Below are 17,727 nucleotides of genomic sequence, written 5' to 3' on the forward strand. Positions count from 1 at the left end.
AAGGAGTCTTAACATGTCATTTTCCTTTGATCATTTGGTCTTTTTTTCCAAAAACCCTGACGAGGCCATTCCTCTTTTAAAGCAAAGAGGAATCCACGCTTTCAATGGCGGTCGTCATGAATTTTGGGGTACATACAATACCCTGTCCTATTTTGATTTAAGTTATATTGAATTTTTAGGAATTGAAAATTTACTGGTGGCGGAAAAACAGGAAAAGAACCGTCTGGTTACGCATATTGTGGAGCAACTTGAAGGGCAGAAGCAGGAGGGGCCTGCTAGGATTGCCATTCGTACAGATCATATAGATGAGCTGGCTGTAAAGCTTAAAGAAGAAGGATTTACCGTTTATGGCCCGCTTCCCGGTGAACGGATGCGAGCGGATGGACAAGTGATAAAATGGTCACTGCTTTTCCCGGAGGCTGCGGATAACGAGCTGGAACTGCCATTTTTCATTCAATGGGAAAAATCAGACGAAGAGAGACTCTTAGAATTTGAGGAACTGGGATTGGTCGGGTCACATCCCGCGGGAAATCTGCAGTTTGAGAGTGTCTGCTTTGTTGTTCATAACTTGGAGCAAACTTTATCCACATGGGGAAGATTATTGGATCTTAAACAGGGAGAAGGATTTGTAGATGCCTCGATTAATGCGAGGTGCAGGAAACTAGAATTGGCTGGAACGAAGCTGTTGTTTTGTACACCACTTGGCGAGGGAATTGCCGCAACGGTGTTACAAGAAAAAGGGGAAATCCCTTTCTTAGTAAACCTGACCGGGAAAGGGCAAAGCAAAATTTTTGAAATGATGAATGGATTTTGGAGATTCAATCAGTTTTAGAAGGAAAAATGGCGAACCAGTGAAACAAACTGTTCGTCATTTTTCAAATAGTTAAACCGCATTTGAAGGATTGATTTTCGCTTTTGCAGTATGTTCCTTCTTACCATGTAAAAAGTAGTAGAGCACGGAAGATACCAGTGCAACAAGGCCGAGAATGACATATAGTTTACTGTAGCCCGTTACTGGGATAATGAATCCAAGTAAATAGGGTCCAAAACCAAGTCCTGCGTCAAGGAAAATAAAAAAGGTTGAAGTGGCTAATCCCATACGATGCGGAGGTGTTAATTTAACCGCAACGGCCTGGGTACTGGACTGGATATTACCAAATCCAAGGCCAATTAGGGCGCCGGCAATAAGCAATGTAATGCCTGTGTTTACCGAACTTAGTATTATCATACCGGCTGCTAAGATAATAATGGCCGGATACATAACATAGTTGGCACCTTTCACATCCATCAAGCGGCCTGTGAATGGGCGTGAAAGTAATACGGCAATTGAATACACAAGGAAGAAAAAGCTAGCAGTCCCAACGAGATTAATTTCAATTGCAAAGAAATTAATATAAGAGAGAACACTTGAATAACAAAAGGCGATTACAAGAGTGACAATGGCAATTGGCAGTGCCTTTGGCTCAATAAAGTGTGAAAGCTTGAAGCCCTTATTTTCAGCTGCTTGTACTTTTCCATCTAATACTGGCACATATACAAAAATCGAGGTTATAAAGCTGATAACGCCTAAGGCAACTGAGAAAATAAAAATCGAATGGAAATCCGAATGTTGAGTCATATAAAGGCCGATGAACGGACCAATTGCGGTAGAAAGTGCGGCACTCATGCTGAAGTAGCCGATTCCTTCGGCTTTTCGGGTTGCCGGAATAATTTGGGCTGCGATGGTTCCCGTGGCTGTCCCAACCATTCCGGCTGCAATACCGTGCAATAATCGGGTAATAAGCAGAACACTAATATTTATATTTACTAAATATAATAGGGTTGTTAAAATAAAAAACACTAGACCAATGTATAACGTTTTCTTGCGGCCAAGCAACTCTATAAAGCGTCCGGTAAAAAGCCTTCCTATTAATGACCCGATGATAAAGATTCCTGTAACAAGTCCAGCCTGGCTTGTAGAAGCATGGAATTGATCAACAGCATACTTGCCAATAATCACAATTAATAAATAAAAGATGATAGTTACTAAAAAGTTAATCGTGGATACGATGATAAAATCCTTTGTCCATAATTTAGGTCTGAATTGATTCATTTTCATATCCCCTTATCTTGTCATGTTCTTCTGTATTTTTCCCATAATCCGGATGGCTTCGTTTTGTTCATCCTCCGAGACTCCTTTTAGAATTTCCTGTTCGAATTGGTCAATTGTCACACGGACATCTTTATACACATGCCTTCCCATTTCTGAAAGCTGCATTCTTTTTTCACGTTTGTCTTTTCCAGGAACATGCTCTACATATCCTAGCTCTTCCAAGCGGCTAATCGTTCTAGTAACAGTCGGTTTTTCGACACTCATATAATGGGATAGCTCCACAAGCGTAGCCGTTCCGAAATTTGCTAAATAGTACAAAATGGTCCACTGCGCCCTGTATAGCTGATGTTCAGCGAGATGGATATTCAGCCTATTTTCAAATGGCCTGTATAGCATCAAAAATTGGTGAAAGAATTTTTGTGAAGACTTAATTGCAAACACCTCTTTTATTAAAATAGTTACCTCGGGTAATAGTTAGCTAAGGTAACTAATATAATATAACATATTTGAACATCATATGTCCATTACATGATGAAAAAGGCTAAAACACTAATAAGCTTTACAAAAACGATCGTTTAAATTATAAGTACGAAAAAAGGCGAACAGTGATTGGCACTGTCCGCCTATACTTATTATAAAAGTATAAATTTCAACTTTGAGAATTGTCTAGCTCCAGCGCCCTAGCGGCTAATGTCCTTCGCTCTCCGCCCTACGATAAGTCAACATCGAATCGCCTCCGGCTCTTCGTGTTTCCTTTATCTCAGTTGGAGCGCTCCAGGCCATACGCCGCTGACCAGGGCGCTTTCGCTTTTCTCTCAATAATCCGTTACTGTAAGGTCTCTGTCTAAAAAGGTTTCGATTAATTCGCTGACTTGGTATGCGACCTGCGGAGAATCAAAGTTTTCAAACGCATGTTCACAGCTGCTTTTATAGCCCATGATTTCATCATAATGGGACAAATGGCGCTCAATTACCTCATCATCATCTTGCCGGTCTTTCTGCCTTTGAATTACTGTGTCCCGATTGGCATAAACGAAAATACGGACAACTCCATCCCCATACATTGTTTTTAACTTTTCGGTTCCTTCGGGATTGAGAGTCAGATAAACGTAATCATGGTTTTGGAAGGCTTCAACGATGTCCTGCTCACGAATGCCATAATGAATGCCGTCAATTTCGACGCTTTCAAGAAACTCCTGATTTGCTTGCAGCTGCTTGAAGGCTTCTTCCGTAACAAAGTGGTAATCTTCACCATCTTTTTCATAATGCCGGGGGGAACGGGTAGTGTAAGAGAGCACGGTTTCCATATCAAACGCGGTAGCAACCATTTTTGCAATCGTTTTTCTTCCAGAGCCATCGGGACCTGTGTAAACGAAGATTTTTTCTTTTCCTTTGATTTGATACATAGGGGGCCTCCTTTTGGTTTTTTATACCCCTCTTATCTGCGGAGACGTTGACTGGAAGTGAAGGGGATCTATTATCATTATATCAAAACAACATCCTAATAATCTATTATTAGAAAGAAAACAGTCCCTGCGGTAAAAAATCGAGGGACTGTCTGTTTCAATTAGTTACTGGCACCATAGCTAATTAGGTTTGTGAAAATACGGTAGCCGCCTGGCACTTGACCTTGGATTTGACGATAGAATACCAGGTTTGTATATAGGTACGTTCCTTGCCCGTATTTCGCCATGAGGATCCCGCCATCGAATGGGTCTTCACCTGGGTCATTCATTCTTACAAATGTTTCGTAATGGTTATCCCAATCCATTGGATAGTATAATCCTCTTTCTTGGATCCAATGATCCCAATCACTATCGGTAATCTTATTCGGATAGTTGAAAAGAGGGGAGTCAGGCTGCAATACCGTTACTTTTGCGTTCTCATCTGTAACCCGCCATTTGATGGATGGATTTCCAATTGTTAATGGATACGGAGCTGTCGTATCTTTGTTCCAGCCATCACCCGGCTTATGGTATTGAACGACTAAGTGCCCGCCATTATAAACATATTCTTTAAGACGTTCGTTATTGGCGATTAAGTCAGCCCGTGAAAGGTAGGCACGAATTCCAACAACAATGCTATCGTATTGACTTAAATCAGCTGTTTTCAAATCAGCCTCCGTCAGTTTTGTTACATTTAGTCCAGCGTTATTGAGATAGTCTGCGACTTTATCAAATCCGCTTTCCACATAACCAATTTTTAGACTATCATTCTTTAAAAGTTCAAAGGCCACACCATTCACCTGTGCAGGATACTCGTAATAGAAAGTACCAATATGGTCATAATTGATGGTTTGAACAGTTGAATTAAAGGTTTTGCCATTAACCGCGGCTTCCGCAGCAATTTTAAAATCACCCGCTTTAATATCCTTCGGTGGTGCTAAGGTAAAGTCGATAGACTTTTCTTCCAATTGGCTGCTGAATGTCACCTCTGCATTACTTGGGGAGACCTTCCAGCCCTCCGGAGCCTTTAAAGCAACAGATGATTGAGCCGCACCGTCACGGTAGTTTTTCACCTTTACCGTAACAGGGATGGCTTCCTGAATATCTGCCGTATTCACGACAATATCTTCAGGGGATAAGGTAAGACCAACATCCGGAAGAACAGCGATTGTACCGTTTAGATCTTTGATTTGGCTTGTTTTTGTTCCAGTGGATTCATAGGTGACAGCTGCTTGAATGGCCGGTGTTTTGTAGGCATGGTAATACTCGGCATCCTCCGGAACGACTACTTGATAGGAAATTTGTTTAGATTCTCCCGGTGCCAAATGAGTTGTTTTATTCTTTGAGGTAATATTCCAGCCTTCTGGAACCAATAAATCAGCACTGACATTGTGCAGTTTTTGTTTTCCGTTATTTTTAAGGGTTACAGTTACATTTGTTGTTTGCCCTTTTGTCAGGATGTTGAATTCCGAAGAGGCGCTGACATCCAGTTGTGAAGCTGTAAAGCTTGCTGTTTGCAGCTGTTCTTCTTTTATGGAAAGTTTATGAAGCAAATCATTTTTTAACGCTGCGGAAAGCTTGGATTGCTTTGTTTTGTTCTGTAAGTTGCGCACTTCTTTTAATGTGCTCTGTGACTGCTCAAATACCTGCTCCTTGCTTGGATAGGCAGAAACAATCGAGTCTAATTTGCCTTGAAGCTTTGTAAAGTGAACTTTTAGATCATTTTCAGTTTTCGGAAGCTGCTGTGACCACTCCTTAAAATTGTAAGGAACACCAGCGAAAAGTTCGGCATTGTCTCCAACAGCGCTATAAAGTAATTCTAGATTGATCTGTCTCGGTGCGACAGGGATGTTATTGCCCATTCCCTGGCTTTTATGCATAAAGCGGGACTGCTCGCCTAACTGTGGATAAGACATTTGGTAAATGGGATCAAACATCCCAATTTCAATAGACGTTTCTGTCTGTTCCTTTGATTCTGCAGGTAAATACAGTTTTTTCACCTGCCAGACAGATAAGCCCTCTTTTAACTGTTCAGGGAAAATAGCTGGGTCTGCTGCATCTTTAAAGGCGCGTTCAGACAGGATCTCCATTGCGCGGTGATGACCGTGCTGGGAATCTACATTTCGAAATGAAGGCATAACAATATCCGGCTGATACGTACGGATAAAGCGGATAAGCCGCTCGTATGTTAAGTCCTCGCCCCATTGTGCTAATGTATCTTCAGGGCTTTTGGAAAAACCAAAATCATAGATGGCATCAGATGTGGTTTCACTAAGATGGAAGGCTTTAACGCCAGTAATCTTAGCCGCTTCAATCATTTCTCTCGAGCGGATGATGCCCAAACCATTTCCTAATTCATCACCAATTTCATTTTGACCGCCTTCCCCGCGGTTACCGATTAGACTTGATGTTTTAACACCGAGCCCCCTGGATAAATAGGCCAGAAAATCACTTCGCTCATCATCAGGATGGGCGCCGGTATTTAGAAACGTAACCGTCGTTTCGAGAGGTTTGACAGCATTCCAGAGATCAACATCGGACTCCTGTGCCTTTGCAGCATTTCCGCTAAATGGCAGCAGTGAAACAACTAATAAAGTGGAAAGTAATCCAAGAAAGAACTTTTTCACCTTTGTAACCCCTTTCAATTTTTAGTATAAATTCTAACTTACACCCTCCTTTTGACAATAGTTGTTAATAGGTTAGTTAAATTACTTAACTAACGGGAGAAATCTCCTACACTTAATAATTAACACCTGGAGCGAGAAAAGTAAATACTCTCCATATTCAGAAAATTAAAACAGTTATTTAGTCCTATAGGCAATGGCAGTGTAGTTATATTAGACTAGAAGTAGATAAAATAGGAAAAGTCGAATTATTTAAAATATATATTGTAAACGGTTTCTATTTGGGTTATATTTTAGTTAATTATTGAAACTAACTAACTCAACAAAATGATTAAGGCCGTGATGCAATGAGTACCAACGAGAACAAAGTTCAAAACAAAAAAAGAATATTGCAATGTATTTTGGAACATGCCCCAATCTCAAGGTCAGAAATTGCTGGGAAAATGAAAATTAGTAAACCGACTGTTTCATTCTTAGTCGATGAACTGATCCAGGAAAAGTGGGTGTTTGAAAAAGGAATTGGCGAATCCACCTCACAAGGAGGCAGAAGACCGATTCATTTGTATTTTAATGAAAAAGCAGCTTATATCATCGGTACAGATATCGGTGGTACAAAAGTAAAAATCATCATCAGCGATTTAAATGGAAATATCGTCGCTGCAAGCAGTTTTCAAACGGAGCAGTACGTACACACTGGTTTATTGAAGAAAGTGGCAAAAGAAATTAGCGTGATGATCCAAAAGAATGACATTGATCCGCAAAAGATTTTGGGAATGGGCGCAGGAGTTCCTGGAATAACAGAAACGACCGGAATCGTCGTCGAAGCGCCAAGCTTAAATTGGATCCGGTACCCTTTCATCAAAGAAGCTGCACGATATTTGTCCTTTCCAATTTATGTGGATAACGATGTCAATGTGGCTGCGCTTGGAGAGCAATGGCTTGGGAATGCCAAACACAAGGAAAATGTATTGTTCATTGCTATTGGCACTGGCATTGGGAGTGGAATTATTATTCATAATCAGCTCTATCGAGGATCCTCCAATGCCGCGGGTGAAATGGGGTATATGGTAACGGATAAAAACGATATGAAAAATGAATTTCAGCCAATTTTTCACCGCTACGGTTTTTTAGAGAGTGTCGCGGGCGGGAAAGCGATTGGTGACAAACTCACAAGAGTAGTACAGCAGCATCCTGACCATCCCTTATACGATCAAGCTAAATCAGGAGAACTGACAGGTGAAATAGCGTTTGTACTGGCAAAAAAAGGAGACAAAATTGCCCTTAAAGTAATAGATGAGGCGATTGAGCATATAGCCTATGGAATTATTAATGCCGCTAGTTTATTAAATCCTGAGGTTATTATTTTGGGAGGTGGTGTGTTAAAGTCATCTGAATTCATCTTACCTAAACTGCGTGAAATTGTGGATCACTATCTTCCTAGTTCAGTAGAATTGAAAGTTTCACAGTTAGGAGAGAATGCAGGTGTATTGGGAGCCGTTTCATTATTTTTACGGGAACATGAAAGCATCATTAACTTTTCTTAAAGAGGGGGACTTTTTGTGAAAAATAAGAAAAAAGTATCGATTATTACAGCATTAACGTTATCCGCATCCCTATTGCTTGCCGCTTGTGGCGGGGATGCTGAAAAAACTTCTAACACACCTTCAAAGAAACCGGCCGACAAGAAAGACGAAGCAAAACTTGAAGAGAAAATTGTCGTTTATTCACCACACGGAAAAGACATCCTTTCTAAATTCGAACAACAATTTGAAGCGAAATACAATGTAGATGTTGAATGGCTCGACATGGGTTCACAAGAGGTGCTTGACCGGATTCGCTCTGAAAAAAATAATCCGCAGGCAGATGTTTGGTGGGGGGCACCTTCCGTAAACTTTGACCAAGCAAAGGACGAGGGCCTTTTAGCACCGTATAAGCCATCCTATGCAGATAGTTTGGACGCAGGCTTCCACGATGCTGACTGGAATTGGTCCGGAACAAGTCAAACACCTGAAGTCATCATGTATAACAGCAAAGAGGTTAAAAAGGAAGATGCGCCTAAGGATTGGGATGAATTATTGGATGCGAAATGGAAGGATAAAATCATTATCCGATACCCGCTGGCATCTGGAACAATGAGAACCATCTTCTCCGCGATGATTTACCGTGATTTCAAAGACTCTAATGATCCAGCAAAAGGGTATGATTGGTTGAAAAAGCTGGACGCAAATACAAAGGAATATTCTGCTAACCCTGAAATGATGTACAACAAAGTCGCTAAAGGCGAAGGCGTCATCTCTGTCTGGGCCATGCCGGATGTGGTTATGTTGAAGGAAAACAAGAATTATCCATTTGAATTTATTGTTCCAAAAAGCGGAACGCCAGTCTTGACTGAAGGAATTGCTGTTGTAAAGGATGCGCCGCATCCAAAAGCTGCCGAAGCATTCTATGAATTTGTCAACACACCTGAAGCCGCTAAATTGTTGGCAGAGGAATTTTACCGAATCCCAACTAGAACAGACGTGAAAGACCTTCCTGCGTGGATTACCGAAACGGAAATTAAAAAGATGGATATCGACTGGAAAGTCTTCCAAAAAGAAAGCGACGGCTGGATGAAGTATTGGGATGAAAACATCAAGAGTGGTGCAAAAGAAATCAAACAATAGGAAGTGTTAGGTAATGGCGTCGATAAAAATTGATCATGTCCAAAAAGCGTTCGGAAAAGTAATCGCAGTTGATCATTTAGACTTGGAAATCAAGGATGGAGAGTTCTTTACTTTCCTCGGTCCGAGCGGTTGTGGGAAAACGACGACCCTCAGGATGATTGCCGGCTTTTACTATCCGACAAAAGGCATTATTCGTTTTGGCGATAAAGATATGACGCGTGTACCTCCTGAAAAAAGAAATACGGGCATGGTTTTTCAAAACTATGCCCTTTTTCCTCATATGACGGTGTTTGAAAATGTAGCTTTTGGTTTAAGAGTAAGAAAAATCTCTGCAAATGAACTGAAAACACGGGTACAGGACGTACTGCGTAAAGTAAGGCTCGAGAAATATTCCGATCGTCAAGTGAGTCAGTTAAGTGGAGGACAGCAGCAGCGTGTCGCCCTTGCAAGGGCATTGGTAATTGAACCTGAAATTCTTCTCCTTGATGAGCCGCTCAGCAATCTGGATGCCAAGCTCCGGGATGAAATGAGAAGCGAAATCTTAAGACTGCAAAAAGAGTATAAAATCACGACTATTTATGTCACCCATGACCAGGCAGAGGCTTTATCGATGAGTGATCGAATTGCTGTTTTTAATTTCGGGGTATGCCACCAAGTGGGGACACCTTCTGAAATTTATAATCAGCCGGCAAATGATTTTGTGGCCAGTTTTATCGGTGAAATCAACCTTTTACCAGTTAAAATTGACCGGGTAGAGCAAGATCATGTAGTAGTATCAGCCCAAGTTGGCTCTGGGTCAAAACAATTGGCTGTACATAATCATCCGTATAATGTAAATCCAGATACGAAAGGTGACCTGTCCTTATCGATTCGCCCAGAGGCGATTAAGATTGTTGAACAGCAGACAGAGGGAACCAATATACTAAAAGGAAAAATTGAGAAAGTGGAGTTTTTTGGTTCAGTCATCAACCTGAGTGTGAATGTAGACGGCCTCCTTCTGCAAGTGAATCTATTAAACAATCGGTCTCATCAACTTACATCTGGAGCGGATGTGTGGGTCCAATTGCCGAAGGATCAAATCCGGGTGATTCCGGTCATCAGCGGTGATGCCTCATGATAAAAAATCGTGATACCAGGTTTACTATACTGTTGCTGATTCCGGTTCTCTTAGTATTAGTTGCCTATGTTCTGTATCCCTCATTACGGACATTTTTCGAGAGTTTACAAACAAAAAGCGGCCTATCGTTTGCCAACTATCAGGACTTTTTTAGCCAGGAATCAAAAACCAATCTCGAAGCGTTGTGGAATTCCGTTTATATTTCCATATTAAGTGTGCTTGTGAGTGCGCTGATTGGTATTCCGCTTGCCTTTATTTTTAATCGGTATGATTTTCCGGGAAGAGGATTTTTCTCTTCAGCTGCCATCATGCCAATTGTCCTCCCATCATTGGTCGGTGTCATGGCCTTTATGTTTTTGTATGGGGAAACAGGCTTAATTCCCAACGCGATCAAGGATTTATTCGGCCTGGAGAAAGTGCCCTTTAAAATTGGCGGGGTGTCGGGGATTTTAATTGTCCACGCTTATACGATGTATGTCTATTTCTACATGACTGTCTCGTCAGCGATAAACAAAATCGACCCGAGTCTGGAAGAAGCGGCTTTTAATTTAGGTGCCAGCCGTTTTAACGTGTTTTGGAAGGTGACGTTTCCATTATTGACTCCTGCGATTGTTGCGGCCTCATTGCTCGTATTTATGATTTCCATGGCATCGTTTAGTGCGCCGTTCTTATTAGCGGGAGGGTATCGTGTCCTAAGTCTGCAAATCTATTTTTCAAAATTAAATGGGGATATGGAGGTTGCTGCCACACAATCTGTCATTCTATCCATTGTTTCGATTGCCTTCTTATTATTTATGCGCTGGTATCAAAATAGGAAGGATTACCGAATGGCCTCAAAAGGGATTGGTGCCCATCGCAGTGAGGTGAAAAATCCGGTAATGAAATGGATCATGGTTTTGATCGGCATCATTGGCGTGATCATCTTGCTGCTGCCGCACTTCACAATCCTGCTCCTTTCGTTAGTACCGGACGGAACCTGGACGTGGCAAACCTATCCATCGGTGTTTAATTTTGAAAACTACCGATTATTGCTGCAGGATCCAAACATCTTTAAACCACTAAAAAACAGTTTAATTCTAGCGTTTATTGCGACTGCTGGAAACCTGGTGTTTGGTGTATTGACATCCTATCTTCTTGTAAAACGGAAATTTATCGGCAAGAATTTTGTCGATGTATTGGTGATGATTCCATGGGCGCTGCCTGCAACTGTTATCGGGATGAATCTAATCTTTGCTTTTAATGAGCCAAATATTTTTTCATTCGGGAACATTCTCGTCGGTACGTTCTGGATTTTGCCGCTCGCCTATTTTGTGCGTCACATTCCATTAGTTGTGAGGTCAACCAACGCGGTACTCGAGCAATTGGATGATTCCATCGAGGAAGCTTCTCGAAATCTCGGGGCACGCTGGTTTTATACCTTTAGGAGGGTCATTCTTCCGATTATTATGCCGGGTGTCCTCTCGGGAACCTTACTGGCGTTCGTTGAGTCTGTCGGAGAATTCCCAACATCCGTATTGTTGTACACGATTTCCAATCGACCGATCTCGATTGAAATCATGAACCAGCTCAGGATGTTTAACATGGGTCAGGCTGCCGCCTACGGAATGATTCAGATTGCTTTAATTGCGCTTGTTCTGTTTATTTCAAATAAGTTTTTCGGGGTCAAAGCCGAACAATCATTGTCTTAAAATATAACCTCAATCGGTGGCGATGTTTTTCTTCCGCCGCCGATTGTTAGTTAAATCAATCGGAGATGAAAAGATGAGTAAGCTAGAGGAATTTATTAAAACGGAAGGAACGGCTTTTCCAGGCAAAACCTATGTGGAAGAGCTGTTAATGCCGGTATTTAATGATCAGCGCGATTTCCTATTTCATGTCATGTTTGATATTCACCGTGCCCATGTCATCATGCTTGAAGAACAAAACATTATTAAAACCGATGAAGCAAGAGAGATGTTAAAGGGCATTAATAAAGTGGCCAAAACCGATATTAGTCAAATATCGTATCAGCCACAGTTTGAAGATTTATTTTTCATGATGGAGGCCAAAATCGGCGAAGAAATTGGTGCGGAACTAGCGGGGAAAATTCATATTGGCCGGAGCCGGAACGATATGGGTGTGGCCATGTACCGCTTGGTTCTAAGAGAGCATCTGTTGAAATTGCTGCAAAGTGCTTATTGTTTAAGCGATGCCTTGCTCGAGCAGGCGGACCAGCATACCGAAACGTATATTACCGGTTATACCCATACCCAGCCGGCACAACCTACGACGCTGGGACATTATTTACTGGCGATTTATGATGTCTTGCAGCGGGACATTAAACGTTTATGGTCAGCATATGAAACGGTCAACCAGTCATCACTTGGTGCGGCGGCCTTGACCACTACAGGTTTCCCAATTTGCCGTACACGGACGTGTGAGCTGTTAGGTTTTGATAAAATTGTTGAAAATTCCTATGATTCGATTGGCGGAGCGGATTACTTATTGGAAACATCGTCTGCCTTGATGACCTGCATGGTGAACACTGGAAGATGGATTCAGGACTTCTTGCAGCATGTGACAAGAGAGTTTGGTTCCTTTTATGTCGCCGACCCTTATGTCCAGGTCAGCAGTATCATGCCGCAGAAGCGCAATCCTGTATCGATTGAGCATTCTCGCTCGATTGCCAGCAGTGCTTATGGCGATGCTCTGGCCGCGATGAATATGATTCATAATACGCCATTTGGCGATATTGTCGATACGGAGGATGATTTGCAGCCACACTTATATCGCGCCTTTACCAATGCCAATCGCGTCATGAAATTAATGTATGCCGTGATTACCACTCTAAAGGTCAACGCCGAGCATACGAAGAAAATGGCGCATAAATCAAGCATAACGATAACCGAATTGGCTGATACGCTGGCAAGGGATTATAACATTTCTTTTAGAAAAGCACACTCCGTTGCAAGCTTCATTTCGAAAAAAACAATCAGTGCCCGGAAAGAATTATATGAGTGGAAGATTGACGAAATTAACGAAATGATAAGCGGCTTCGTTGATGTCGCATTGACAGAACAGGAATGGAAAAAAATCATTTCACCGGAATACTTCGTAGAAATCAGGAGCATCCAAGGAGGCCCGAGTCCAAAAGAAGTCGTTCGGATGATCGGCGAAAGAAAGCAAAAGCTGGGCATTCAGATGAAGGATTATGAAGAGCTTGTCGAAAAATTAACATCTTTGCGGAATAGATTAGTAGGGTATACTATTTGATTTTCCTAAATAGTCATTTCATGTAAAAGCTCAAACCCCGATGTAGTAAAGAAGGCTACGTAGGGGGTTTGAGATTTTTTAAACTTAAACCCCGATGTAGAAGAGGTCTACGTAGGGGTTTTGAGATTTTTTAAACTTAAATCCCGATGTAGAAGAAGGCTACGTAGTGGTTTCAAGAAATTTTAAGCTCAAACCCCAATTTAGAAACGGTTTACGACGCACTTTCCCCCAATTACGACCTATTTTGTATTTGCATTTCCTATCACAATCGTATTTAATTTAACCATATTGAAAAATTCATTTAAGATGAGGTCATATTTATGAAAGCACTTGTGTTTAATACCTTTGGCGGGCCGGAAGTACTGAAATATCAGGATATTGCCGATCCGGTAATTGGGCCGGATGAAATATTGGTAAGAATGAAAGCAATTGGCTTGAATTTTGCTGATATTTATAGAAGAAAAGGAAACTATCATCTTACAGGTAAGCCGCCTTATATCTTAGGATATGAAGGAGCCGGAATTGTTGAAGAGATAGGAGTAAATGTCCAAGGGGTAAGTGTTGGAGACCGGATGGCCTTTGCCGATGTACCATTTGCGAATGCTGAATTGGTCGCCGTTCCTATGGAAAAAGCTATTCCTGTTCCCGATACCATCTCGTTTGCTGAAGCTGCATCTGTCTTGCTGCAAGGGTTAACAGCGCATTATTTAACGCGGGATAGTTATACAGTGAAAAAGGACGATAGGGTGTTGGTCCATGCAGCAGCCGGCGGTGTAGGGCAGCTCCTCGTTCAAATGGTTAAACTGTTAGGCGGCAGGGTAATCGGATTAACTTCATCAGAGGAAAAGGCGGCCGCCGCGAAGAAAGCCGGTGCCGATCTCGTTTTTCTGTACAAGGATAATTGGAAGGAAGAAGTACTCGAGGAAACCGACGGCATAGGTGTAGATGTGGTATACGAATCAGTTGGCTCCACGCTTCAAGACAGTTTTGCGGCTACACGTATCGGAGGAACAGTTGTATTTTTTGGAATGTCAGGAGGGGATCCGGCTCCTGTTGACCCAAGAATGTTAATGGATACGTCTAAAACGTTGACTGGGGGGGATTTATGGAATGTACTCACTTCTCATAAAGAGCGGGTGAGGCGTTCCGCTGAGTTATTTCGTTGGATGGAAGAGGGCAAAGTAAAAATATCCGAGCCGACAGTTTTTGCCTTAAGAGATGGTCAGGAAGCACATCGTTTGCTAGAAAGCCGTAAGAGTACAGGGAAAATTCTATTAGTCCCTTAAAAATGAAATAATGATACCAATAAAAGTAATGGCGAACCGTGACTGGCACGGTTCGCCATTGCTTCTTATACCCCAATCACATTCAATGATTGGCGAAGACCTTCAAGCGCGAAACTACTTAAAAATCGATACGCAAATAATGCGATGATTGGTGAAAAGTCTATGGGCCCTAGTGGCGGGATGAATTTCCTGAATAATTTCAAGTAAGGTTCGACTAGCTTGTACACCCATTCACCAACTGTTGATGTTTGAAATCTTGGAAACCAGGAGCCAAAAATGGAGATTAAAATCAACCAATAATAAGCCTCAAATGCATATTGTCCAATCTGAAAAATGGTAGAACCCAATTAAATCACCTGTCTATTATCATTTTTTAATATTTTGCCAAACAAACATATATAACATATACGAATATGTCCTAATAAGGTTTCAACAATAACATAATTTTATGTGAAAAAGAATACAAATGCTTTAACAATCTGCTTTGCTTTGGTTTTCTTTTTTTAAAATGACCTTTACAACTTCCTCAATGGTTACACTCCCAAGTGATTTTTCCATGGCAAGCTGTGCTTCGGAAAAGAGCGGGCTAATGGTATCTTGAATGTTTCTCCCAACCAGACAGGCTGGATTCGGTTTATCGTGCAAGCCAAATAACTCTTTTTCTTGAACAACGTTAACAGCTTTATAAACATCAAGTAATGTAATTTCTGATAAGTCCCTCGCTAGTTCAGCCCCGGCAATCCCAGGGCGGACGCTGACCAAACCGGCATTTTTCAGCATCCCCATGATCTTTCTAATCACAACAGGGTTTGTATTGACACTTTTGGCAATGTATTCTGAGGAACTCACGCCACCCTTATTAATCTCCAATAGCGAAAGTATATGAATTCCGACGGAAAACCGGCTGCTGATGGACAATGAATTCACCTTCCTTCATTTAAAATTCCTAACATTATTATAAGTATAAACGATGGATAATAAATAAGTACATCCAAGTATAGATCCTGGCCGAAATTGTTAAATTAACATTGTTAAAAAAATTCCACAGCAAGATTATTGACAAAGATATCAGTTGTAACTTATATTATTACATGTAATCAAAATGGTTACAACATAAAAAGTTGTCATATATGGAGGGGTTAATTTGAAAATTGCAGTTATAGGTGCTAGCGGGAAAGCTGGAAATCTTATTCTTAAAGAAGCGGTTGATAGAGGTCACGAAGTTACAGCGATTGTACGAAGTTCGGCAAAGCTTCAAAATCAACAAGCTGCGGTACTGGAGAAAGACGTATTTGACTTAAAAGCAGAAGATGTGAAAGCTTTCGATGTGGTCGTCAATGCGTTTGGTGCGGCACCTGGCCAAGAACATTTACATGTGGATGCCGGCAGAGTGCTGATCGAGGCGATGAAAGGGGCACCACAAACGAGATTAATTGTTGTTGGCGGGGCTGGCAGTTTGTTTGCCGATGAAGCTAAAACGATTCGTGTCATGGAAACTCCTGATTTTCCGGCGGAATATTATCCAACTGCATCAAATCAAGGGAAAAATCTTGAGGACCTACAAAAAACGACTGATATTCAATGGACTTTTATTAGCCCGGCTGCATTCTTTAATCCTGAAGGCAAAAGAACGGGTGCCTATCAAACGGGTAAGGATCATATTATGGTCAATGCCCAAGGTCAAAGCTATGTGAGCTATGCGGACTTTGCTATCGCTGTCATAGATGAAATTGATAATCCACAGCATATAAATGAACGGTTTACGCTCGTTTCGGAAGCAGAATAATAAGAAAAGCGGAAGCGCCCTGGTCAGCGGCGTATGGCCTGGAGCGCTCCAACTGAGATAAAGGAAACACGAAGAGCCGGAGGCGAATCGATGTTGACTTATCGTAGGGCGGAGAGCGAAGGACACTAGCCGTTAGGGCGCCGGAGCTAGACATTTCTCAAAGTCGAAACTAATAAATTCTAATATAAAATGAAAAAAGATCCAGTTTTCACTGGATCTTTTCCATATTAAACCTCAACCGGAGCCACTTTAACGATCCAATTAAATGGATCTTCTTTTTTACCAAGCTGTATGGCGGTCATTTCATCATAGATACGTTGTGACAACTGGCCGATTTGATTATCATTGATGGTAATGGAACGATCCTTCCAGGTTAATTCGCCAACTGGTGAAATAACGGCGGCTGTTCCTGCACCGAAAACTTCTTCCAATTCGCCACGCTCGTGTGCGGCAAAAACCTCTTCGATTGAAATTTTCACTTCACGTACAGGGATATTCCAATATTTTAGAAGTTGAATAACCGAATCACGTGTTACTCCCGGTAAAATGCTGCCATTTAAACGCGGTGTGACGACTTCGCCATTCATTTTGAAGAAAATATTCATACTGCCGACTTCTTCGACATACTTATTCTCTTTTGCATCCAGCCATAGAATTTGAGCATAGCCACCCGCATCTGCCTTTTCTTGTGCTTTCATGCTGGCAGCATAATTGCCGGCGGTCTTCACATGACCGACTCCGCCAATGACTGCTCGAACGAATTGCTCTTCAACATAGATTTTAACCGGGCTTAATTGGTCACCATAATAGGCACCGGACGGCGAAAGAATGATAAGCAGCTTATATTGACTGGCAGGGCGGACACCTAAATAAGGCTCCGTTGAGAAAATAAACGGGCGAATGTAAAGAGATGTTCCTTCCCCTTCAGGAATCCAATCTTTTTCTGTGAAAATTAATTGTTTCAAGGCACCTAATAAAAATTCCTCATCGATTGGCGGAATGCACATTCTTTCACAGGAGTCATTGAAGCGTTTCATGTTTTTTTCGGGACGGAATAGCTGAATAGTACCATCAGCTCCCTTATAAGCCTTTAATCCTTCAAAAATGGCTTGTCCATAGTGAAAAACCATTGCGGACGGTTCAATTGTTAACGGTGCATAAGGAACAATTCGTGGGTCATGCCAGCCGATATCGCCATGGTAATCCATTTCAAACATGTAATCGCTGAAATATTTTCCAAAACCAAGTGAAGCTGTATCGGGCTTTTCCTTTAAATCTTCTCTTTGAATAAAAGCAATTTCTTGACTCATGATTACACCCCATATTATTTTCTATTTTTATTCTTAAGATTACGCTTAATTTTGCGAAAACTCAAGTTAAAATGATGAAGTTTTTGAAATATTCATTATTTTGATATAGGTAAATCTGGTAAACGTACCCAGAATGGCGGAAAAAAAGAAAC

At 41.5% G+C, this 17,727-nt stretch carries 15 protein-coding genes; 8 read left to right on the forward strand and 7 right to left on the reverse strand.

The window, feature by feature from the left end; translation table 11 throughout:
- The first annotated feature begins 13 nt into the window (after positions 1–13).
- Positions 14–832 carry a VOC family protein gene (locus FAY30_RS03615; protein ID WP_149868599.1) on the forward strand — a complete coding sequence of 273 codons (819 nt, stop codon included), beginning with the start codon at positions 14–16 and terminating at the stop codon, positions 830–832.
- A gap of 51 nt (positions 833–883) precedes the next feature.
- Here FAY30_RS03615 and FAY30_RS03620 read toward each other — a convergent pair whose 3' ends face one another.
- From FAY30_RS03620 to FAY30_RS03635, 4 genes are all read right to left on the reverse strand, one after another.
- Complete coding sequence (locus FAY30_RS03620; RefSeq protein WP_149868600.1) at positions 884–2,092, reverse strand: MFS transporter; 1,209 nt, start codon at positions 2,090–2,092, stop codon at positions 884–886.
- 12 nt (positions 2,093–2,104) lie between these two features.
- A complete protein-coding gene (locus tag FAY30_RS03625) occupies positions 2,105–2,488 on the reverse strand; it encodes a MarR family winged helix-turn-helix transcriptional regulator (RefSeq protein WP_149868601.1) in 384 nt (127 codons plus the stop codon).
- 419 nt (positions 2,489–2,907) lie between these two features.
- Positions 2,908–3,498, reverse strand: coding sequence for a guanylate kinase (locus tag FAY30_RS03630; protein WP_149868602.1), 591 nt, complete (start codon positions 3,496–3,498; stop codon positions 2,908–2,910).
- A gap of 161 nt (positions 3,499–3,659) precedes the next feature.
- Entirely contained in the window at positions 3,660–6,164 is a 2,505-nt protein-coding gene (locus FAY30_RS03635) for an NEW3 domain-containing protein (protein ID WP_149868603.1), read from the reverse strand.
- A gap of 344 nt (positions 6,165–6,508) precedes the next feature.
- Between FAY30_RS03635 and FAY30_RS03640 the strand changes: the two genes are divergently transcribed.
- The 6 genes from FAY30_RS03640 to FAY30_RS03665 all read left to right on the forward strand — a co-directional run bounded on the left by FAY30_RS03640 (position 6,509) and on the right by FAY30_RS03665 (position 14,479).
- Entirely contained in the window at positions 6,509–7,705 is a 1,197-nt protein-coding gene (locus tag FAY30_RS03640) for an ROK family transcriptional regulator (RefSeq protein WP_149868604.1), read from the forward strand.
- A gap of 15 nt (positions 7,706–7,720) precedes the next feature.
- Positions 7,721–8,824: an extracellular solute-binding protein gene (locus FAY30_RS03645; RefSeq protein WP_149868605.1), complete on the forward strand. Its 1,104-nt coding sequence runs from the start codon at positions 7,721–7,723 to the stop codon at positions 8,822–8,824.
- Between the two features lie 13 nt (positions 8,825–8,837).
- Complete coding sequence (locus tag FAY30_RS03650) at positions 8,838–9,941, forward strand: ABC transporter ATP-binding protein (protein ID WP_149868606.1); 1,104 nt, start codon at positions 8,838–8,840, stop codon at positions 9,939–9,941.
- A complete protein-coding gene (locus FAY30_RS03655; protein WP_149868607.1) occupies positions 9,938–11,629 on the forward strand; it encodes an ABC transporter permease in 1,692 nt (563 codons plus the stop codon). The genes FAY30_RS03650 and FAY30_RS03655 overlap by 4 nt, the downstream gene beginning before the upstream one ends.
- Positions 11,630–11,702: 73 nt before the next feature.
- On the forward strand, positions 11,703–13,193 hold the full coding sequence (gene argH / locus FAY30_RS03660; protein ID WP_149872577.1) for an argininosuccinate lyase: 1,491 nt from the start codon (positions 11,703–11,705) through the stop codon (positions 13,191–13,193).
- 320 nt (positions 13,194–13,513) lie between these two features.
- Positions 13,514–14,479, forward strand: a complete 966-nt coding sequence (locus FAY30_RS03665; protein WP_149868608.1) for a quinone oxidoreductase family protein — start codon at positions 13,514–13,516, stop codon at positions 14,477–14,479.
- A 65-nt stretch (positions 14,480–14,544) separates the two neighbouring features.
- On the opposite strand, the gene FAY30_RS03670 is transcribed toward FAY30_RS03665, so the two are convergent.
- Together FAY30_RS03670 and FAY30_RS03675 are read right to left on the reverse strand one after the other, a co-directional pair.
- Positions 14,545–14,826, reverse strand: a complete 282-nt coding sequence (locus FAY30_RS03670) for a YggT family protein (protein WP_223820881.1) — start codon at positions 14,824–14,826, stop codon at positions 14,545–14,547.
- Positions 14,827–14,950: 124 nt separating this feature from the next.
- Positions 14,951–15,397 (reverse strand): Rrf2 family transcriptional regulator, encoded by a 447-nt coding sequence (locus tag FAY30_RS03675; protein WP_149868609.1) that lies wholly within the window; start codon positions 15,395–15,397, stop codon positions 14,951–14,953.
- A 226-nt stretch (positions 15,398–15,623) separates the two neighbouring features.
- On the opposite strand from FAY30_RS03675, the gene FAY30_RS03680 reads away from it, so the two are divergent.
- Complete coding sequence (locus FAY30_RS03680) at positions 15,624–16,265, forward strand: NAD(P)-dependent oxidoreductase (protein ID WP_149868610.1); 642 nt, start codon at positions 15,624–15,626, stop codon at positions 16,263–16,265.
- 227 nt (positions 16,266–16,492) lie between these two features.
- Here the strand turns inward: FAY30_RS03680 and FAY30_RS03685 are convergent, their stop codons facing one another.
- Entirely contained in the window at positions 16,493–17,575 is a 1,083-nt protein-coding gene (locus tag FAY30_RS03685; protein ID WP_149868611.1) for a branched-chain amino acid aminotransferase, read from the reverse strand.
- Between the last annotated feature and the right edge of the window lie 152 nt (positions 17,576–17,727).

It is taken from the genome of Bacillus sp. S3 (assembly GCF_005154805.1).
Classification (GTDB): domain Bacteria; phylum Bacillota; class Bacilli; order Bacillales; family Cytobacillaceae; genus Neobacillus.

Excerpts from the sequence above, each read along its gene's own strand:
- FAY30_RS03625 (WP_149868601.1), bottom strand. The coding sequence starts at position 2,488 with ATGCTATACAGGCCATTTGAAAATAGGCTGAATATCCATCTCGCTGAA.
- FAY30_RS03685 (WP_149868611.1), bottom strand. The coding sequence starts at position 17,575 with ATGAGTCAAGAAATTGCTTTTATTCAAAGAGAAGATTTAAAGGAAAAG.
- FAY30_RS03655 (WP_149868607.1), top strand. The coding sequence starts at position 9,938 with ATGATAAAAAATCGTGATACCAGGTTTACTATACTGTTGCTGATTCCG.
- FAY30_RS03630 (WP_149868602.1), bottom strand. The coding sequence starts at position 3,498 with ATGTATCAAATCAAAGGAAAAGAAAAAATCTTCGTTTACACAGGTCCC.
- argH (WP_149872577.1), top strand. The coding sequence starts at position 11,703 with ATGAGTAAGCTAGAGGAATTTATTAAAACGGAAGGAACGGCTTTTCCA.
- FAY30_RS03665 (WP_149868608.1), top strand. The coding sequence starts at position 13,514 with ATGAAAGCACTTGTGTTTAATACCTTTGGCGGGCCGGAAGTACTGAAA.
- FAY30_RS03615 (WP_149868599.1), top strand. The coding sequence starts at position 14 with ATGTCATTTTCCTTTGATCATTTGGTCTTTTTTTCCAAAAACCCTGAC.
- FAY30_RS03640 (WP_149868604.1), top strand. The coding sequence starts at position 6,509 with ATGAGTACCAACGAGAACAAAGTTCAAAACAAAAAAAGAATATTGCAA.
- FAY30_RS03620 (WP_149868600.1), bottom strand. The coding sequence starts at position 2,092 with ATGAATCAATTCAGACCTAAATTATGGACAAAGGATTTTATCATCGTA.
- FAY30_RS03650 (WP_149868606.1), top strand. The coding sequence starts at position 8,838 with ATGGCGTCGATAAAAATTGATCATGTCCAAAAAGCGTTCGGAAAAGTA.